Here is a 17,485-nt window from a genome sequence, read left to right as displayed (position 1 = left end):
CGGTCGGTCGTCGTGCTCAACGGGTGGACCCCAGGTGCTCACGCAGGCCGCGCGGGCGCAGATCGGTCCAGTTACGTTCGACGTACTCCAGGCAGGCCGCCCGGTCGCCCGGTCCGAACACCGTGTCCCATCCGCCGGGTACCTCGGCGAAGTCGGGCCACAGCGAGTACTGCTCCTCGCCGTTGACCAGCACTCGGAACGTGCCGTCGACGTCGTCGAACGGATTGGTGCTCACCAGCCACCCCCAGTGGGATCTGTTATAGCTTCACGCCAAAGGAAGCCTAACCTAACTTAGACGTTCTCAGCTGTGGGTGTGAACACCCGGCACCTCAGTGGCGCAACGCCTCGACCGGACGTAGGCGGGCCGCTCGCAGTGCGGGGTAACCGCCCGCGAGGACGCCCACCAGCAGGCTTACGCCGAACGCCGTCGCGATGGCGAACGGAGACGGCGTGGGGGTTCCATAGGTCGGGGCGATCTCAGGGAGCAGACGCGCGCCGGCCAGGGTCAGCGCGATGCCCAGGGCCACACCCAGCAGGCCACCGACGCCGGACAGGGTGGTCGCCTCGATCAGGAACTGCTGTCCGATCGCCGTGCGGCGAGCGCCGATGGCCTTGCGGATGCCGATCTCGCGGGTCCGTTCGGTGACCGTGACGAGCATGATGTTGGCGACGCCGAGCCCACCGACCAGCAGCGCGATACCGGCGACGGACAGCGCGAACAGGGTGAGCGAGTCGAGGAAGTCGTTCGTCCGGCGCACCTGGGTGAGGGTCGCGCTGACCGCGAAGTCACGCAGGCCGGGATTGCGAATGTTGTGCCGCTCGTCCATGACCGCGTTGATCTCGTCGATGGTCCGGGGCACGTCCTCGACACTGGTCGCCCTCAGCGCGACCTGGGACAGCACGTCGCCCCGGCCGAACAGGATTCGCGCGGCCGCCAGCGGCACGACCGCCAGGTCCTCGGATTCCCCGGACGGCGCCACCACGCCGATGACGGTGAACGCGAGCCGACCGATCTGGACACTCGATCCGAGCGCGGCCTTCGGGTCGCCGTGGAACAACGCGTCGACGATCCCTGGACCGAGCAGCACGACACGGGCGCCACCGACGTTCTGAGCCTCGGTGAACATCGAGCCCGCCGCCAGTCGCCGGTTGTAGACGTCGAGATAGTCGGTGGTGGACGCCGCGAGCTGCGCGTTGTAGACGCCACGGTTGTAGCGCACCACCCCCGAGCCACTGAAGATCGGCGTGACACCCCGGATGTGCGGCGCGAGGGACGGGTCGGCCAGCGCTGCCGCGTCACCGTCGCGCAGCACCCGCAACGCACCACCGGGCACCTGGCTGCCGAAGGACTGGCTGAGGAAGATCGACGTGCTGTACGAGCCGAGCGACTCGGTGAACCGGGTCTTCAACCCGTCGCCGAGGCCGGCGAGCACGATGACCGCCGCGACACCGACCGCGATCCCGATGGTCGTCAACGTGGTGCGCAGCCGCGCCACCCGCATGCTGCGCAGCGCCAGTAGGCACGCGTCCCTGCTGTTCATCCGTCCCTGCTGTTCATCCGTCCCTGCTGTTCATCCGTCCCTGCTGTTCATCCGTCAATGCCTCAGCGCGTCCATCGGATGCATCCGCGCCGCGCGCAGTGCCGGGTATCCGCCGGAGGCGAGGCCGATCACGAGGCTGACCCCGAAGGCGAGCAGCACGGCGGGCAGCGACACCTCCGGCACACCCAGCTCAGGGATGTGGCGCGGCACCAGGTCCGCGCCGAGCAGGGTCAGCCCGATGCCAACCCCCACTCCGAGCAGACCGCCCAGGCCGGCGAGCACGACCGCCTCGATCAGGAACTGTGTCAAGATCGCGCTGCGCCGGGCTCCGACCGCTTTGCGGATGCCGATCTCGGCGGTGCGTTCGGTGACCGTCACCAGCATGATGTTGGCCAGGCCGAGCGCGCCGACGAACAGCGCGATACCCGCGATCACCAGCGTGAACAGCGTGAACACCCGGATGAACCCTCGGACGCTCTCGACCTGGTTCGCCAGTGCGGACGCCTGGTAGTCGCGCGCGCCGGGCATCGTGATGCCGTGCTCGCCGTCCAGGATCGCGGTGACTCGTTGCATCGCGCCGGGCACCTGCTCGACGCCGGCCGCCTCGATGCCGATACTGCTGAGCGTGTCCGCCCCGGCGAACAGCGACCGCGCGGAGCTGAGCGGGACGAGCGCGATGTTGTCGGCGCTGTCGCCGGTCGACACAAGGGTCCCGACCACCTCGTACCTGAGCCTGCCGATCTGCACCCGCGCCCCGATGGCCGCCTGGGCGTCGTCGGCGAACAGGTACTTGACCGCCATCGCGCCGAGCACGACGACCCTGGCCTTGCTCGCGTTCTCCGCCTCGGTGAACACGCGGCCGACCTGCAGTGTCTTGTCCCGGAACGTCATGTAGTCGGGCGTGGTGCCCGCCGCGCTGACCCGCACGACCTTCGAGTCGTAGCGCACCATCGCCGAACCACTGCGCAGCGGCGTCACCGCGGCGATGGCCGGGCCTCCGTCCCTGCGCAACGCGTGGACGTCGGACTCACGCAGGCTCTCGACCTGGTGAACGGGGTCCGTCGTGCCCGACTTGTAGACGGTGATCGAGTTGCTCAGCCCGCCGAACGAGTCGTGGAACCGGGTCTGCACACCGTTGCCGAGGCCGACCAGGACGATGACCGAAGCGACGCCGATCACGATGCCGGCTGTGGTGAGGATGCAGCGCAACCGACCGGTGCGCATGCTCCCCGCCGCGAGGACGAGGGCCTGCCCGATGCCCACCGAAGCCCCCTTTAATTCTCATCTGATCAGGTAATCAGATGAGAATATCCAAGATAGAGCATCTCGGGCGGATCAGCTCGGTCGGCGGAACTGCTCCTCGATGAGGTCGAGGGTTCGCATGACCGCCGCGTGATCGGGACGGAAGCTCACCTGCGGCAGCTCGTGGACCTGACCGGACCGGAACGCGGGCAGCCGCGCGAACCGAGGGTCGGCGGCGACCTGCGCAAACGGCGGGCCGGTGAGCTGGATGAAGAACGCCGTCGGCGCGTCGGCGCTCTGCGACAGCAGCTCACGGCTGACCCGGAACGAGTCGCCGGTCCCGACCCTGCGGGGGTTGCCCGCCTTGGTGGCCACGTCGTCCGGAGTGAAGCCCAGCTGGCGCAGCAGCTCCGGTAGCGCCGCCTCCGAGGGGACGAGGTAGGGCTCGCCGCCCGCGATCGACAGCAGCACGACGACCGACCCCGGCGGGACGGCGATCGCCGCGCGGACCTGGGCGACCTTGTCCTCGTAGGCCCGCAGCATCCCCGGGACCCGATCGGAGCGCCCGACCGCGTCGGCGACCTGCCGCAGCTCCTCCTGCCAGGTGTCCACCGTGCGCGGCACCAGGACCGTCGGGGCGATCTTGGCGAGGTTGTCGTAGCTGCTCTCGGCCTGGAACCCGGTCAGCCCCTGGCCGCCACCGATGATCAGGTCGGGACGCGCCGCGGCGACCGCCTCGATGTTCAGATCGTCACCGTTCGGCAGCGCGACACTGCCCTGCGCCCTGGCCTGGTCCGACCAGGCGGGAGGGAACCCGAAGCCGTCCGTGGTCACGCCGAGCACCCGGGTGTCGGTCGCGGCGATCGGCGCCCCGAGCTCGTACAGGTTGCCCGCGAGGCCCCCGCTGAGCACCACGATCCGCTTCGGCTGCGCCGGAACACGAACGGTCCCGTGCGCCGTGACGATCTCCCTGGTCGCGCTCGCCCCGGGTCCCGCGTCGGGTGACGCGGCGCATCCCGACAGCGCCAGGAGCACCACCGCGCCCGCCGCCCATCGAAGCCGGCTCATTCAGTCCTCGTCGTCGAAGTCGGCCACACCACGCTTCCAGTAGCCGGTGATGCGGACGTCCTTCTGGTCGAGGCCCAGCTCGTCACGGGCCCAGCGCCGCAGCGGCTTGAGCACACCGGCCTCCGCCGCGATCCACACGAAGATCCGCTCTCCCTCGGGTATCTCGACGCCCCGGATCGCGCGTTCCAGCGCATCTCCCTGGCCGATCGGCACACCGTCCCGGTGCACCCAGCGCACCTCGACCCCCGGCGGCCCGGTCACGTCGATCTCCTCGGACTCGTCGGCGACCTCGATGAACGCCCACCCGACCGCGTTGCCCGGCAGCATCTCCAGCCACCGCGCGATCTGCGGCAGCGCACTGATGTCACCACCGAACAGGTAACGCCGATAGCTGTCGGACACCACCACACCGCCCGGCGGGCCCGCGACATGGATCCGGTCGCCCGGCTTCACTTCCTGAACCCAGTCCGAGGCCACTCCGCCCGGGTGCAGCGCGATGTCCAGGTCGAGCCGGTTGCCGACCGGGTCGTGGTCGCGGACGGTGTACTCGCGCGACACCGGCAGCGGGCGCGGCCAGCGCAGCGTCAGGTCCACCTTCTCCGGAAGACGCAGCTCACCGTTCTCGTCCGGGAAGATCAACCGGATGTGCTCCTCCGGCACGTGACTCTGGAAGCCCTCCGCACCCTCACCCCCCAGGGTGAGACGCATCAACCCGGAGCCGATCATGCGCGTTTCCAGCACCTCGAGCTCGCACAGCCCTACCGGATAAGGCACCTTCGCGTAGCTCGAGCCTGCCTTGACCTGGGCGATTTCGGCCAGATGAGCATCGTCACCGGTCACTGGACTCCTCACGCTTGCACTCCACCACCGGACGTGATTACTTAGGAAAGCCTAAGCTGAATCGTACCTGCCATCACCCGAACGAGGACATCGATGCCCCCCAGCAGTCCGATCACCACCGAGTCGATCCGCACCCAGGTAGCCGAGCTGCTGGGCGAACCGGCCGCGACCATCGGCGACCACGACGACCTGCTGGAGCGCGGCCTGGACTCGATCCGCCTGATGAGCCTGGTCGAGCAGTTCCGCGGCCAGGGAGCTGAGGTCTCGTTCATCGAACTCGCCGAAGGCCCCACCCTCGCCGCCTGGGCCGAGCGCCTGAGCTAGACGTGACGTCCTGACGGTGCAGCCAGCACCACTGGCGGTGTGCCGGCTGGACCATGCCGCGAACCGCTCGGCAAGGCAAGGCAAGGCAGGGCCCGGCCCGGCCCGATCCGGCAGAGCACCGCCTGGCACGGCACAGCCTGGCACGGCACAGCCCGGCACAGCCCGGCACGGCACCGCCCGGCACGGCACAGCACCGCCCGGCACAGCACCGCCCGGCACAGCACCGCCCGGCACAGCACCGCCCGGCACAGCACCGCCCGGCACAGCACCGCCCGGCACGGCACCGCCCGGCACGGCGGCGCGGCACGCCCGTGGGCGGGCCGCGGACGACACGGCTAGAAGGGCGCCGGGTCTTCGTCGGTTTCGGAGTCGGTGATGGGTTCTCCTCGGGTGGGGTAGGTGCGGCCGAGTGGGCTCTTCCAGCGGAAGTAGCCGGGGCGGGGTTGGGTGACTGTCCAGCCTCCTCGGTGTTTGAGTGCGTGGTCGTGTGCGCAGGCCGGTGCGAGGTTGGTGCTGGTGGTGGGCCCGCCGTGCTGGATGTCGTAGGTGTGGTCGAGTTCGGACTGGACCGCTGATCGGCGACAGCCTGGTGCGGTGCAGGTGCGGTCCCGGATTTGGGTGTACCGCCGCAGTGCGCTGGTCGGATGTCGCCGCCCCGGCTGGGTGTCGAGTCTCTCGGCGGGGTTCCGCTCGCGGGTCAGCTGATACTGGGCAGCGATGTCGGTGATGACCTTCACCCAGGCTCGGGGCGGGTCCTTGGCCAGTTTGGCCAGCGCGGTGACGGGGATCGCCAACTCGACGATCCCGCCCTCGGCGCGGTAGCCGGGTGGGCTGGTGGTGGGTCGGCGCCGGGTGATGCCCTCGGCCATGAGGTAGCCGTCGGCGTCGGTGACCACCCACCGCCACTGACCGCTGTGTTGGCGGGCGGCGGCGCGTCGGGCGACCGACCCGAGGATCGGGCCCCAGCCGGGGAGTTCACCGGGGAGGTTGTTGAGCCCGGCAAGGGTGTCGAGCCGGGCCCGTACCTCGATCCCCGACACCCGCCCCACCACCTCAGCAACAGCCTCGGCCGACTCCTCACCGCCGGATTCAGCGTCGCCCGACTCAACATCGACCGACTCGGCGTCGACCAACTCCGCGTCGACCGGCTCGGTATCGACCGGCTCGGCGTCGGCCGGCTCGGTATCGACCAACTCCGCGTCGACCAACTCGGCGGCCGGACTATGCGGTGAGGTTTCGGCCAGCAGCGCGGCGATCATCTGAGCATGGGTCAGGTGATGGAACCGCCCGTCCAACAGCCGCAAGAAGATGTCGGCGCGCAGCTGGTCGATCCGGCCTCGATGCCCCGCGCGTTTCGCGGCCAGCGCCAGCTTGGCGATCCGCTCGGTCGCCGCCGCGGCTTCATCCGGTGGTAGGCCGGTGGCGGTGATGGTCGCGGTACCCGCTGAATCCAGGTAGCCCACCACCATCCGATCAGCCAGCGCTTGTTCGTACTGGTCCTCGGCCCGCTCCGGCTCCACCGTGATGATCAGCTTCAGGATTCGGGCCCGCAACTGCCCAGTGGTCAACCCCGGCGCCACCGGCAACACCCGCGCGATCACCGCGGCGATCAGGTCGTCGGGCAAACCCGCCAGATAGTGGGTGAACACCATCGCCCGATCCCGGTCGATCAGCCCCGCCACCATCGCCGCATGCACCGCCGGCAACTCCAGGCACAGGAGCTGGGCGAAGTCGCATTCGGTCCGCGCCCGGTTCCGCGACAACGTCAACGCGGCCCGCACCTCATCAGAGGCGTACTGCTCCGACCCCACAACCGAACCACGTTGCACCACCGTGGTGACCGCAGCCGCGTACAGCCCTTCCACATGCGCGCGCTGACGGCCACACGCCTGCAACACATCGACCACGAAGTCATCGGACACCGCGTTCATGTCCAGGGCAGACAGGACAGCACCGAGGACTGGCCCAGCGGGCATACCCGCGAGCCAGGAACCGACCGACACCCCACCCTGCATGTCATCGATCATACGTTCGAACACCGACAAAAACAGGAAATCAGCAGGTCAACCAGCCAACAAACCCCAACCAGCGGCAAACGGTCACGACCGGAACGAAGCGCTCAGACCCCCGCCGACCACCCACACAACACGACCAGAAGAGACTTCATCGGCAACCCAAGTAGTAAAAAATGCCCCACACACTCACCGGAACAACCGTCGAACCGACTCAGCGACAAGAGAAGCCCACAACTGGGCCGAAGGCTGAGCAGAACCAGCCAACGCCGAGGACACCCGAAGATCAGCACTACCCGCCAGCAACTCGACGTACCGGGCACCGACAGAGGCGGGATGGGACGAGTCGTCCCCCGGCACGACCAGGACTCGGGGGACCCGACGGCCCGCACGGACCACCAGGTCGGCGTCCTCGACCGGGTTCACCGAGTTCAGCCCTCGGAACGACGCCACGAGGCTGGCCGGATCGGTCAGCCCGATGTCCCGACGCAGCGACGACGCGAGTTCCGCCGGCAACGACGACAGCCACGGATCGAGGACCGTCGAGACGCCGGAGCTCTCGATCCGGTCGGCGAGCGCGCGGTTCGCCTCGACGGCCCGGTCAGGTACGGGTTCGCCCGGCTGGTGGTGCGGGGCGAGAACCGCGAGCCCCGAGAGGGACGAGTCGGACAGCTCGGCCGCCCGAACCGCCACGGCGGCCCCGAGCGCGAACCCGACGAGCACCACCGGGCCCGGTCGCGTCCGGGTCCAGTCCAGTGTGTCGAGCGCCAGCCGCTCCCAGCTGTGACTGGCAGGATCGGGGCACCGCGAGGCGCCGAAACCGCGCAGGTCCGGCACGATCACCTCGGCCACGTCCCGCAGGGACTCGGCCAGCGGCAGCATGGCCCGGTGGGTCTGGTTCGCCGAGTGCAGCAGCAGCGCGGTCGGCGCACCGTCGCCAGGGCCGGGCAGCGAGACACCGTGTAGTTCGTATCCGTCGCTCGTTCGAAGCTGGACGGGCCGCGTCACGACATCGCCTCATTCTGGGTCGTGGGACTGGGGACGAGCAGGTTGCGCACCTTCGGGTCCAGGAGGAAGTCCCGCACTCCGGGCGCGGCGCCGAACTCGGTGCGGACCCGTTGGACGAGCCGCAGCGCGCTCAGCGAGTCGGCGCCGAGCGCGAACACATCGTCGTCCATGCCGACCTCGGCGAATCCGAGTGCGGCCGCGCACAACCGCGCCAGACGTCGTTCGGGTTCGGTCCCGGGCGCCGTGTACGGGCCGGCGAGCGACGGGCGGGGTGCACCGGCGCTCGGTCGCGGCACCGGCGAGGGCTCCGATGAGTCGCCCTGCTCGACGGCCGGTGCACCGGGTGGGTCCATCCAGTACCGCTTGCGGTTCCACGGGTGCCCGGGCAGCGGGATCAGCCGCGCTCCGGACGGCCGGGTCCCGGCCATGGTCACGTCGACCCCGGCGCACCACAGCGCCCCGAGAGCGTCGAACAGGGCCGCTAGCGCCCCGTGCCGGGGTCCCGGCAGGGTCGCCGCCGACGGGGTCTCGTCGCCGAAGACGGACTTCGCGGCCCTCGCCAGCGCCCGCCCGGGGCCGACCTCCAGGAACGCGGGCCGTGCCCGTCCCGCCGCGGTACGCAGCGCGGCCTCGAAGTCGACCGGCCCGATGCTGTGCCGGACCCATGACTCGGCGTCGCCCCGTGAACCGGGAACGGTCGAGACCCAGCGTGTCCGAGGCGTCGCGCGGGCGGTCGACTCGAACAGCGCGCGCAGGGCGTCGGCGGCGGGTTCCAGGTGCGGACAGTGCACCGCGTACCCGGCGGGCAGCGGCCGATGCGGAATCCGCTCGCCGATGCCCTCGGCCAGCCAGGTGTCCAGCACGGCGCGACGACCGGACACGACGCACGAGCCGGGCCCGGTCGTGACCGACAGGTACACGCCGTCCGGCAGCGGGCCGAGGTCGTCCGGGTCGGCCAGCAGAGCCTCGGCGGCCCCGTCCGGCTCGACCGCGTCCAGCAGACGTTGGCGGTGGACCACGGTCTCCAGCGTGTCGCCCCGGCCGAGGACACCGGCGACGGATGCCGCCGCGTACTCGCCGAGGCTGTGGCCGAGCACGGTCGCGGGAGTGATGCCGAACGTCCCGAGCAGCGCGGTCAGCGCGAACTCCAGTGCGACGACCGCGGCGGAGGACAGCGCGGCTGGGTCGTCACGGGCATCAGGTACCCCGCCGGAGTAGAGGGCTTCGGCCAGGTCGGTCCCCAGCAGCGGGCGCAGGACCCGCGCCGCCTCGGCCACCGTGTCCGCGAACGGCGGGCTGAACGCCGCCAGCTCGCGCACCACCTCCGGCGCCACCGTGCTGGCGGCACCGCTGTAGAGCAGCACCAGCGGCCGCGCGGAACGGCTCGGGCGCGGTGGGTTGTCGGCCATGGCGTCCGCCCGGGTGTCCAACAGGTCCGCGGCCGCCGAGGTCGCCGCCCTCGACGGCGCCACGATCGCCGCACGGAACTGCATCGTCCGTCTGCCCTCGTCCAAGGTCCGTGCCACGTCGCCGAGGTCGGTACCCGGGTGCTCGCGCAGGTGCGCGGCGAGCTCGCGGCAGGAACAAGCGAGCGCGTCGGCGGATCGGGCGGACAGCATGAGCAGCTGCGGCCCGTCCTGTTCGGCGATCGGCGTCCTCGGGGTCGGTTCGGGGGCCTCACGGACCACCACGTGCGCGTTCGTGCCGCCGATGCCGAACGAGCTGACACCGGCGTACCTCGGCCGGTCCGATCGGGGCCACGGTCGGAGCGAGTCGACGACGCTGAACGGGCTGTCGGTGAAGTCGATGAGCGGGTTCGGTGCCGTGTAGTGCAGGGTCGCCGGAATCTGCTCGCGGTCCAGCGCCAGCAGGGTCTTGATCAGCCCGGCCACGCCCGCCGCGGTGTCGGTGTGGCCCACGTTCGTCTTGACCGCGCCCAGCCCGCACCGGCCCGCCGGGAGGGTGTCGGGGCCGGACCGGAAGGCGGCGGTGAGTGCCGCGACCTCCACCGGGTCACCGACCTGGGTGCCGGTGCCGTGCGCCTCGACGTAGTCGATGTCCTCGGCGGACACCCCGGCGGCAGCGTGCGCCGCGACGATCACCTCGGCCTGGCCCTGTGTGCTCGGGGCGGCGAAGCCGACCTTGCGGCGACCGTCGTTGTTGACCGCCGACCCGGCGATCACGCCGTAGACGGTGTCGCCGTCGGCGACCGCGTCGGCGAGCCGTTTCAGCACGACGACACCCACGCCGTCACCGCCCGCCATGCCGTCGGCGGCGGCGTCGAACGCGCGGCACCGGCCGTCCCTCGACATGAGCCCGCCGTCGAGCCAGCGGTACCCGCGCCACGCGGCCGGGTTGAGCGTCGCGCCACCGGCCAGTGCGACGTCGGTGCGCAGCCCGATGAGGTCCTGGCAGGCCAGGTGCAGCGCGACGAGCGAGGTCGAGCACGCGGTGGCGACGGTCATCGCCGGTCCGGTCAGACCGAGCAGGTAGGCGACCCGGGTGGCCAGCGTGCTGGGCGCGGTCCCGGCGGCCACCGTCATCAGCTCGGCCATCGGGTCGGTCTGTGCCTCGGTGCCCAGGTACCACGGCATGACGTTGCGCAGCAGGTAGCTGGGCAGCCCGGACCCGGCGTAGACGCCGACCGCCCGCTGCGGGTCGTCGGGGTCGTGACCGGCGTGTTCCAGCGCGCGGTACGCCGTCTCCAGGAACAGCCGGTGCTGCGGGTCCATCAGCTGCGCGTCCGCCGGGTTCACCCCGAAGTACTCGGCGTCGAAGTCACCGATGCCGTCGATCGCGGTGCAGCGCAGCACCAGGTCCGGGTCGTCGAGCTGCGTCGAGGTGCCGCCGGCGGCCAGGAACGAGTCCCGGTCGATGAGCCGGGTTCCGTCGCGGCCCTCGACCAGCATGCGCCAGAACCGCTCGAGGTCGTCGGCCCCGGCGAAGCGCGCCGCCATGCCGACCACGGCGACGTCCAGGTCGTCGAACTCGCTCATGGCCGCCTCCGCCGGGCCGCCCGCCGCGCCCGTGCGGCACGTTCGCGTGCCCGCGACAGGGCGGGATCCACGGTCGGTTCCTCGGGTTCACCGAGCAGTCGGGCCAGGTCCGCGACGGTCGGGTGCGCTAGCAGGTCGAGCAGCGCGGGTTCCCGGCCGATCTCCTCGGCGAGACGCTGCTGCACGATGACCATCGACAGCGAGTTGCCGCCGAGGTCGAAGAACCCGGATCGCGCGCCGACCTGGTCCAGCGGCAGCCCGAGGACCTCGGACCAGACCTTGGCCACCAGCTCCTCACGGTCACCGCGCGGCGGGTCGACCGGTTCGTTCAGCGCGTGCGCTCGTTCGGTCTCGACCAGCCAGCTCGACAGCAGCGCCCGGTCGACCTTCCCGGACGTGCGCAGCGGCAGCTCGGGCACAGCGGAGAGCACGCTCGGCACCGCGGCGGCCGGGAGACGGTCGCGCAACCAGCCCAGCACGTCGTCGCGGTCCGGCGCCGACGGGCCCGGTTCGGGCACCCAGGCGACGGCCAGCCGGGCCGACGCACCGGGGTCGAGCAGCACGGCCGCAGCCTGGCGCACCCGGGGATGCCCACGCAGCACCGACTCGACCTCTTCCAGCTCGACCCGGGCGCCCCGCACCTTGACCTGGTTGTCGGCCCTGCCCAGGAACTCGAGCCTGCCGTCTGCCCGGTAGCGGGCCAGGTCACCGGTGGCGTACAACCTGCCGCCGGTGCCGAACGGGTCGGGTACGAAACGTTCCGCCGTGCGCGCCGGGTCGCCCCGGTAGCCCCGGCCGAGCAGGATGCCGCCCACGTACAGCTCCCCGCCGACGCCGGGCGGAACCGGGCGCAGCCGCCGGTCCAGCACGTACAGCACGGTGTTCGGGTTCGGCCGGCCCAGCGTGACCTCGGCGATCTCGCCACGCTCGCCCGCCGGGTGCGTCTCCGAGCAGACGCCGATCGTGGTCTCCGCCGGCCCGTACCCGTGGTACAGCGTGACGTCGAGTGCCTCTCGGGTGCGCATCAGCAGCTCTGCGGTCAGCTTCTCGCCGCCGCACCACAGGTGGCGCAGGCTGCGCGCCCGCTCGGCCACCGAGGGCGTCTCCAGCATCACCTCGAGCATCGAGGCGACCAGGTAGACGAAGCTGACCCGGTGCCCGTCGATGACGTCCAGCAGGTGCGCGAGGTCGCCGTGCCTGCCCGGTTCGGCCAGCACCAACCGGGCGCCAGCGGTCAACGGCAGGAGCAGCTCGTTGACCGAGATGTCGAACGTCAGCGGCGCCTTGTGCAGCACCCCGTCGTCCGGGGTGAGGCCCAGCTTCGCGCGCTGCCAGGTCATCCGGCTGGCGATCGCGTCGTGCACGATGACCGCGCTCTTCGGCACCCCGGTCGACCCGCTCGTGTGGATCACGTACGCCGCTCGCAGGCCGTTCGGTGCCTCGGTACCGGTGCGCCGAGGGGGTGGTCCGGCCGGTTGGCGGGCCAGCTCGTCGGCCACGGCGTCGAGCACGATCACCGGTACGTCCGGTACCCCGTCGAGCAGGTGCCGGGTCGCCGTGTCGGTGACCACCGCGTCGAGGCTCGCGCAGAGCTCGGCGACCCGCGCCGCCGGGAGCCCGGCGTCGACCGGGACGAACGCCGCGTCCGAGGCCAGCACGCCGAGCAGTGCGGTGACCAGCGCGGGACCCCGAGGCAGGAGCAGCCCGATGTAGCGTTCCTCCCCGGTCTCTTCGAGTCGTTTCCGCAGCAGATGACCGAGCTTGTTCATTCGCTCGACCAGCTCCCGATAGCTCAGCTCCTCTCCGTCCGCGCTGACCACCGCCGGGGCCGTCGGGGCCTCGGCAGCCGCTTTCGTTATCTGGGTGAGCACGTCGTCGGTGGGTTTTGGGGCCAGGGTGTCGTTCCAGTCGCGCAGGATGCGGTCGGCCTCGTCGCCGAGGATGTCGAGATCCCCGATCGGCCGCCGCGGCTCAGCCGCGACCTGGGTCAGGATTCGCGGCAGTGCGGTCGCCAGCCGGTCGGCCGTGGCCCGGTCGAACACGTCGGTCCGGAACGCGAGCACGCCCTCGATCGCGGCCGCGCCATCCGCATCGGGCTGTTCGGCGAGGTTGAGCGTGAGGTCGAACTTCGCGGTCGCGGTGGCCCTGGGCGCGACGGTGACGTCGAGGTCACCGAACGCGGGCGTCGGCAGCGCACCCGCCGCGTAGGACAGCAACACCTGGAACAGCGGTGTCGTGGCGGTGCTCCGTCCCGGCGCCACGGTGTTCACCACCTGCTCGAACGGCAGGTCCGCGTTCGCGTAGGCGTCGAGCGCGACCTTCCGCACCCGGCCGAGCAGCTCGGCGAAGGACGGGTCACCGCCGGTGTCGGTGCGCAGGACGACGGTGTTGACCAGGTAGCCGACCACCCCGTTCAGCGCGGGTTCGGTACGCCGCCCGACGGGAGAGCCGACGGTGATGTCCTCGCCGGCTCCGAACCGGGTCAGCAGCGTGGCCAGCGCCGCGTGCAGCACCATGAACGTGCTGACACCGTGCGCCGAGGCGAGCCGTCCGACCGCGCGGCGCAGCCGCGGATCGATCCGCAGCGGCACCCGGCCCCCCGAGGTGTCCCTGGTCGCGGGGCGCGGCCGGTCCAGCGGGAGCTCGAGCCGCTCCGGTGCTCCGGCCAGCGCGCGGGCCCAGTGTTCGCGCTGGCGCTCTCGTTCGCTCGACGGACCGTCACCGAGCAGCTCCCGGTGCCACAGCGACCAGTCCGCGTACTGCACCGGCAGCGGTGGCCACTCGGGCGCCCGCCCCTGGGACCGGGCGGTGTACGCCGTGCCGAGGTCGTCGAGCAGTGGGCCCAGCGAACCTTCGTCGGCCGCGATGTGGTGCAGGAGCAGCACCCCGGTCATGCCGCCTTCGGTGGGTGCCAGCAGCAGGCGGACCGGTGGCGCCGTCGCGAGGTCGAACGGAACCTCGAGCAGCTCGTCGGTGATCTCCGTGTGCTCGGTGATCTCGATCGGTGTGTCCGGCAGGATCACCTGCTCGGCCGCGCCGCCTCTCGGATAGCTGGTGCGCAGGCTCTCGTGCCGTGCAACGACGTCTTGCAGCGCTCGGCGCAGCGCGTCGGTGTCGACCCGTCCACGCAGCCGGATCTCGATCGGTACGTGATAGGTGGGGCTCTTCGGGTCCAGTCGGTTCAGGAACCACAGTCCGTGCGCGAGCTCGGCGACCGGCAGGTGCTCAGGGCGGTCCCGCGCGGTGAGCAGCGGCCGGGCCGTCACCTGGTCGCCGGTCACCACGGACGCGATGCCCGCGACCGTCGCCGCGTCGAACACCGTGCGGACGTCCACGTCGGCGTCGAACGCGCCGCGCAGCGCGCTCGCCAGGCGCACCGCCAGCAGCGAGTGTCCGCCGAGGGTGAAGAAGTCGTCGTCCGCGCCGACCGAGGCCTCCGGCACCCCGAGCACGTCCGCGAACAGCGCCGCGACGGTCTGTTCGACCGGCCCTTCCGGGCTACGCCGCGAACCGGGCTCCTCGGGTGCTCTGGTCGCCGCGATCTCCGCGAGCGCCCGGCGGTCGACCTTGCCGCTCGTGGTCAGCGGCAGGCGGTCGACGGCGAAGAATTCGGACGGGATCATCGGTTCGGTCAGCCGCCCGGCGAGCCCCGCGCGCAGCCGCGCCGGGTCGATCGCGTCGGTGACGACGAACGCGACCAGTCTCGGATCACCGGCACGGTCGACGACGAGCACCACAACGTCCGAGGCGCCGGTCACCTCCGCGACGACCGAGGCGACCTCCCCCGGCTCGATGCGGTAGCCGCGCAGGCTGATCTGGTCGTCGATGCGCCCCAGATGCAGCAGACCACCGTCCGGGCCACGCCGGGCAAGGTCACCGCTGCGGTAGTACCGCATGCCGTCCGGGCCGGCGACGAACCGCTCCGCGGTGCGCGCCGGATCCCCGAGGTAGCCGCGCGAGACGCCGGGGCCGCCGACCCACAGCTCGCCGAGCACCCCGGTCGGCACGGGGCGGCCGGTCGGGTCGACGACGTCGAGCCACTGGCCGGGCAGCGCCTGGCCGATCGGCGTGCCGGACGCCCCACCGGGAAGACGCTCGACGATCGACGGGTTCAGCACCAGCGCGCTCGCGTGCACCGTGGTCTCGGTGATGCCGTACATGTTGACCAGCACCGGACCGTCGTGCGGATGCCGCGCGTACCAGCGGCGCACGAGCTCCGGTTCCAACGGTTCACCGCCGAACACGATGAGCCGCAGCGCCGAACCGGCGAGCAGCGCGGGGTCCTCCTCGTCGGCCGCGACCAGACCGGCGAACGCCGACGGCGTCTGGCTCAGAACCGTCACGCCCTCCTCGACCAGCAGCCGGGCCAGCGCTCGGGGTTCGCGCACCGTGTCGTGGTCGACGAGGACGAGGCGGGAGCCGTGCGCCATGGCGCCCCAGATCTCCCACACCGAGAAGTCGAACGCCGCCGAGTGCGTCACGCTCCACACGTCGGAGGGCCCCAGCGGCACGGGCAGCGCGGCGGCGGTGGCCTCCAGCATCGACGCCAGGTTCGCCCGGGTGACCACCACGCCCTTGGGCCTGCCGGTGGACCCGGAGGTGTGGATGACGTACGCGGCGTCCTCGGGCCGGGCCGGTGACGCCGTCGCCGGCGCGGTATCGGGAAGGTCCTCGACGAACAGACGTTCCGCTTCGCCGAGAGCGGCGCCCAGGCGGTCCGCCACCTCGTGCTCGGTCACCACGACCAGCGGGTCCACGCCCTCGACGACCAGTGCGGTGCGTGCCGGCGGGTGCCGGGGGTCGACCGGCACGTGGACGGCGCCGACCCGGTAGACCGCCAGCTGCGCGGCGAGCATGTCCGCTGACGGTGGCAGCGCGACGACCACCGCACTGTTCGGTCCCGCACCGTGCGCCAGCAGTGCGCGCGCGATGCGGTCGGCCCGCGCGGCGTACTCACCCTCGGTACCGGTCAAATGGGGTGCCGGCTGCCGGGTGGGGGCAGCGCGAGAAGCCACACTCTCGGCGCCCGCCAGCGGCAGCCGGCTGATCGGGAGGTCCGGTCGGGTCAGTGCCTCGGTGAGAACCACGGCCATCTGCTGGAACAGTGAGGCGACGGTGTTCTCCGCGTACAGCTCGGCGCGGTAGGTCGACTCCGCGTGCAGGCCGTGGGTCCCCCGGCTCATCGCCACGGTCAGGTCGAACCGGCTCGCGTGCGCCGGTGTGCGGACCTCGCTGACCTCGACCGACGGACCGAACGGATGACCGTCGGCGAACCGGTCGTCGTAGGTCAGGAACATGACCCGGAACAGCGCGTCAGTCCTGGCCGAACCGGATCGTCCGGCCGCCACGCGTTCCACGACGGTGTCGAACGGCAGGTCCTGGTGCGCGAGCGCGCCGGTCACGACCTCGCGGGCGCGGTCGAGCAGGGTGGCGAAACCGGGGTCGTCGGCGACCGAGGTCCGCAGCACGACCGTGTTGCCGAAGTCGCCGACCACGCCGTCCAGCTCGGCCCGCGTGCGTCCACTGACCGGTGACCCCACCGCGAGGTCGGTCGCACCGGTCCGCCGGTGCAGCACCACGAGCAGCGCCGCGTACAACACCGCGAACGGCGTCGCACCCGACCGGGTGCCGTGCTCCCGGACCGCCGCGTCGACCCGGTCGTCCAGCTCGGCGGAACACCAGCCCACCTGGGGCCCGCCACCGGCGCGGTGATCCGGCTGCGGCGCGACCGGCGCCGCGAGACCTTCCAGACGTTCCCGCCAGTACAGCAGCTCCTCGCGTTCGGCCGGGCCGCCCGCGCGCTCGCGCTGCCACACCGCGACGTCGCCGACCTGCAGCCGCTCGCTCTCGCCGGACTCGCCCCGGTACAGGGCGGCGAGCTGGTCCGTCAGGATCCGCCAGCTCGCGTCGTCACACGCCACGTGGTGGACGACGAGCACGAGCAGATGTTCGTTCTCCGCCACTCGCGCGAGCACCAGTCGCAGGGGCGCCTCGGCGGCCAGGTCGAACGGGGTACGCGTGAGTCGGTGCAGGAGATGTTCGGCCGACTCGGTGCGCGGTAGGTCGAGCACCGTGAGCGCTTCCTCCGGGACCACTCCGACCAGCTGTGTCGGTTCGCCCTCGCCCGGGTGGAACGTGCTGCGCAGCACCTCGTGCCTGGCGACCAGATCCCGAGCGGCGGCCCGCAGCGCTGTCACGTCGATGGGTCCACGGAGCCGCAGCGCGCGGCACAACGTCGCCGAGGTGTCCGTGGCGTCGAGCTGCTGCAGGAACCACATGCGGCGCTGGGTCGAGGTCAACGGCCAGCTCACCGGCCCGGTCACCGGCCGAGGCTGCGCCCGGATCCGGCGGTCGTCGGCTCCGGCACGGAGCGGACGCGCCGCGAGCTTCGCGCGCAGCAGCTCTCGGCGCCGCTGGGCGAGGTCAGGTGGTGAGGCCATGGGGACGCTCCTCG

Annotated in this window: 11 protein-coding genes; 2 read left to right on the top strand and 9 right to left on the bottom strand. The window is 71.6% G+C overall.

The genetic code is table 11. The annotated features are described in order from the left end of the window. Positions 1-16 precede the first annotated feature (16 nt). The 5 genes from G406_RS0132155 to G406_RS0132135 all read right to left on the bottom strand — a co-directional run bounded on the left by G406_RS0132155 (position 17) and on the right by G406_RS0132135 (position 4,691). A complete protein-coding gene (locus tag G406_RS0132155) occupies positions 17-235 on the bottom strand; it encodes an MbtH family protein (protein WP_028936985.1) in 219 nt (72 codons plus the stop codon). A gap of 94 nt (positions 236-329) precedes the next feature. Further along, positions 330-1,541 carry an ABC transporter permease gene (locus tag G406_RS51250; protein ID WP_051342966.1) on the bottom strand — a complete coding sequence of 404 codons (1,212 nt, stop codon included), beginning with the start codon at positions 1,539-1,541 and terminating at the stop codon, positions 330-332. 54 nt (positions 1,542-1,595) lie between these two features. Next, positions 1,596-2,804: an ABC transporter permease gene (locus G406_RS0132145; RefSeq protein WP_028936984.1), complete on the bottom strand. Its 1,209-nt coding sequence runs from the start codon at positions 2,802-2,804 to the stop codon at positions 1,596-1,598. A gap of 72 nt (positions 2,805-2,876) precedes the next feature. Next, entirely contained in the window at positions 2,877-3,851 is a 975-nt protein-coding gene (locus G406_RS0132140; protein WP_028936983.1) for an ABC transporter substrate-binding protein, read from the bottom strand. Then, positions 3,852-4,691: a siderophore-interacting protein gene (locus G406_RS0132135; RefSeq protein ID WP_037079479.1), complete on the bottom strand. Its 840-nt coding sequence runs from the start codon at positions 4,689-4,691 to the stop codon at positions 3,852-3,854. A gap of 93 nt (positions 4,692-4,784) precedes the next feature. Between G406_RS0132135 and G406_RS0132130 the strand changes: the two genes are divergently transcribed. Together G406_RS0132130 and G406_RS58570 are read left to right on the top strand one after the other, a co-directional pair. Continuing rightward, entirely contained in the window at positions 4,785-5,015 is a 231-nt protein-coding gene (locus G406_RS0132130) for a phosphopantetheine-binding protein (protein ID WP_028936981.1), read from the top strand. A 39-nt stretch (positions 5,016-5,054) separates the two neighbouring features. Continuing rightward, positions 5,055-5,354, top strand: a complete 300-nt coding sequence (locus G406_RS58570) for a hypothetical protein (protein ID WP_211241331.1) — start codon at positions 5,055-5,057, stop codon at positions 5,352-5,354. Here the strand turns inward: G406_RS58570 and G406_RS0132125 are convergent. The 4 genes from G406_RS0132125 to G406_RS51240 all read right to left on the bottom strand — a co-directional run bounded on the left by G406_RS0132125 (position 5,351) and on the right by G406_RS51240 (position 17,471). Continuing rightward, entirely contained in the window at positions 5,351-7,030 is a 1,680-nt protein-coding gene (locus tag G406_RS0132125) for an HNH endonuclease signature motif containing protein (protein WP_169736826.1), read from the bottom strand. The genes G406_RS58570 and G406_RS0132125 overlap by 4 nt on opposite strands. Positions 7,031-7,216: 186 nt before the next feature. Continuing rightward, positions 7,217-8,035 carry an alpha/beta hydrolase gene (locus tag G406_RS0132120; protein ID WP_028936979.1) on the bottom strand — a complete coding sequence of 273 codons (819 nt, stop codon included), beginning with the start codon at positions 8,033-8,035 and terminating at the stop codon, positions 7,217-7,219. Beyond that, positions 8,032-11,031, bottom strand: coding sequence for a type I polyketide synthase (locus tag G406_RS51245; RefSeq protein ID WP_051342965.1), 3,000 nt, complete (start codon positions 11,029-11,031; stop codon positions 8,032-8,034). Before G406_RS51245 ends, G406_RS0132120 begins: the two co-directional genes overlap by 4 nt. Further along, positions 11,028-17,471 carry a non-ribosomal peptide synthetase gene (locus G406_RS51240; RefSeq protein WP_051342964.1) on the bottom strand — a complete coding sequence of 2,148 codons (6,444 nt, stop codon included), beginning with the start codon at positions 17,469-17,471 and terminating at the stop codon, positions 11,028-11,030. Before G406_RS51240 ends, G406_RS51245 begins: the two co-directional genes overlap by 4 nt. Between the last annotated feature and the right edge of the window lie 14 nt (positions 17,472-17,485).

Origin of the sequence: Actinospineispora spinosispora DSM 44797, from assembly GCF_000429025.1 — a bacterium.
GTDB lineage: Bacteria > Actinomycetota > Actinomycetes > Mycobacteriales > Pseudonocardiaceae > Pseudonocardia > Pseudonocardia spinosispora.
The sequence above is the reverse complement of the archived record's forward strand: the minus strand, read 5'-3'. Positions and strand labels throughout refer to the sequence as shown.

What these genes read in the sequence shown, in the direction of transcription:
- G406_RS51250 (WP_051342966.1), bottom strand. Translation starts at nt 1,541, where the DNA reads ATGAACAGCAGGGACGCGTGCCTACTGGCGCTGCGCAGCATGCGGGTG.
- G406_RS0132140 (WP_028936983.1), bottom strand. Translation starts at nt 3,851, where the DNA reads ATGAGCCGGCTTCGATGGGCGGCGGGCGCGGTGGTGCTCCTGGCGCTG.
- G406_RS0132130 (WP_028936981.1), top strand. Translation starts at nt 4,785, where the DNA reads ATGCCCCCCAGCAGTCCGATCACCACCGAGTCGATCCGCACCCAGGTA.
- G406_RS0132125 (WP_169736826.1), bottom strand. Translation starts at nt 7,030, where the DNA reads ATGCAGGGTGGGGTGTCGGTCGGTTCCTGGCTCGCGGGTATGCCCGCT.
- G406_RS51245 (WP_051342965.1), bottom strand. Translation starts at nt 11,031, where the DNA reads ATGAGCGAGTTCGACGACCTGGACGTCGCCGTGGTCGGCATGGCGGCG.
- G406_RS51240 (WP_051342964.1), bottom strand. Translation starts at nt 17,471, where the DNA reads ATGGCCTCACCACCTGACCTCGCCCAGCGGCGCCGAGAGCTGCTGCGC.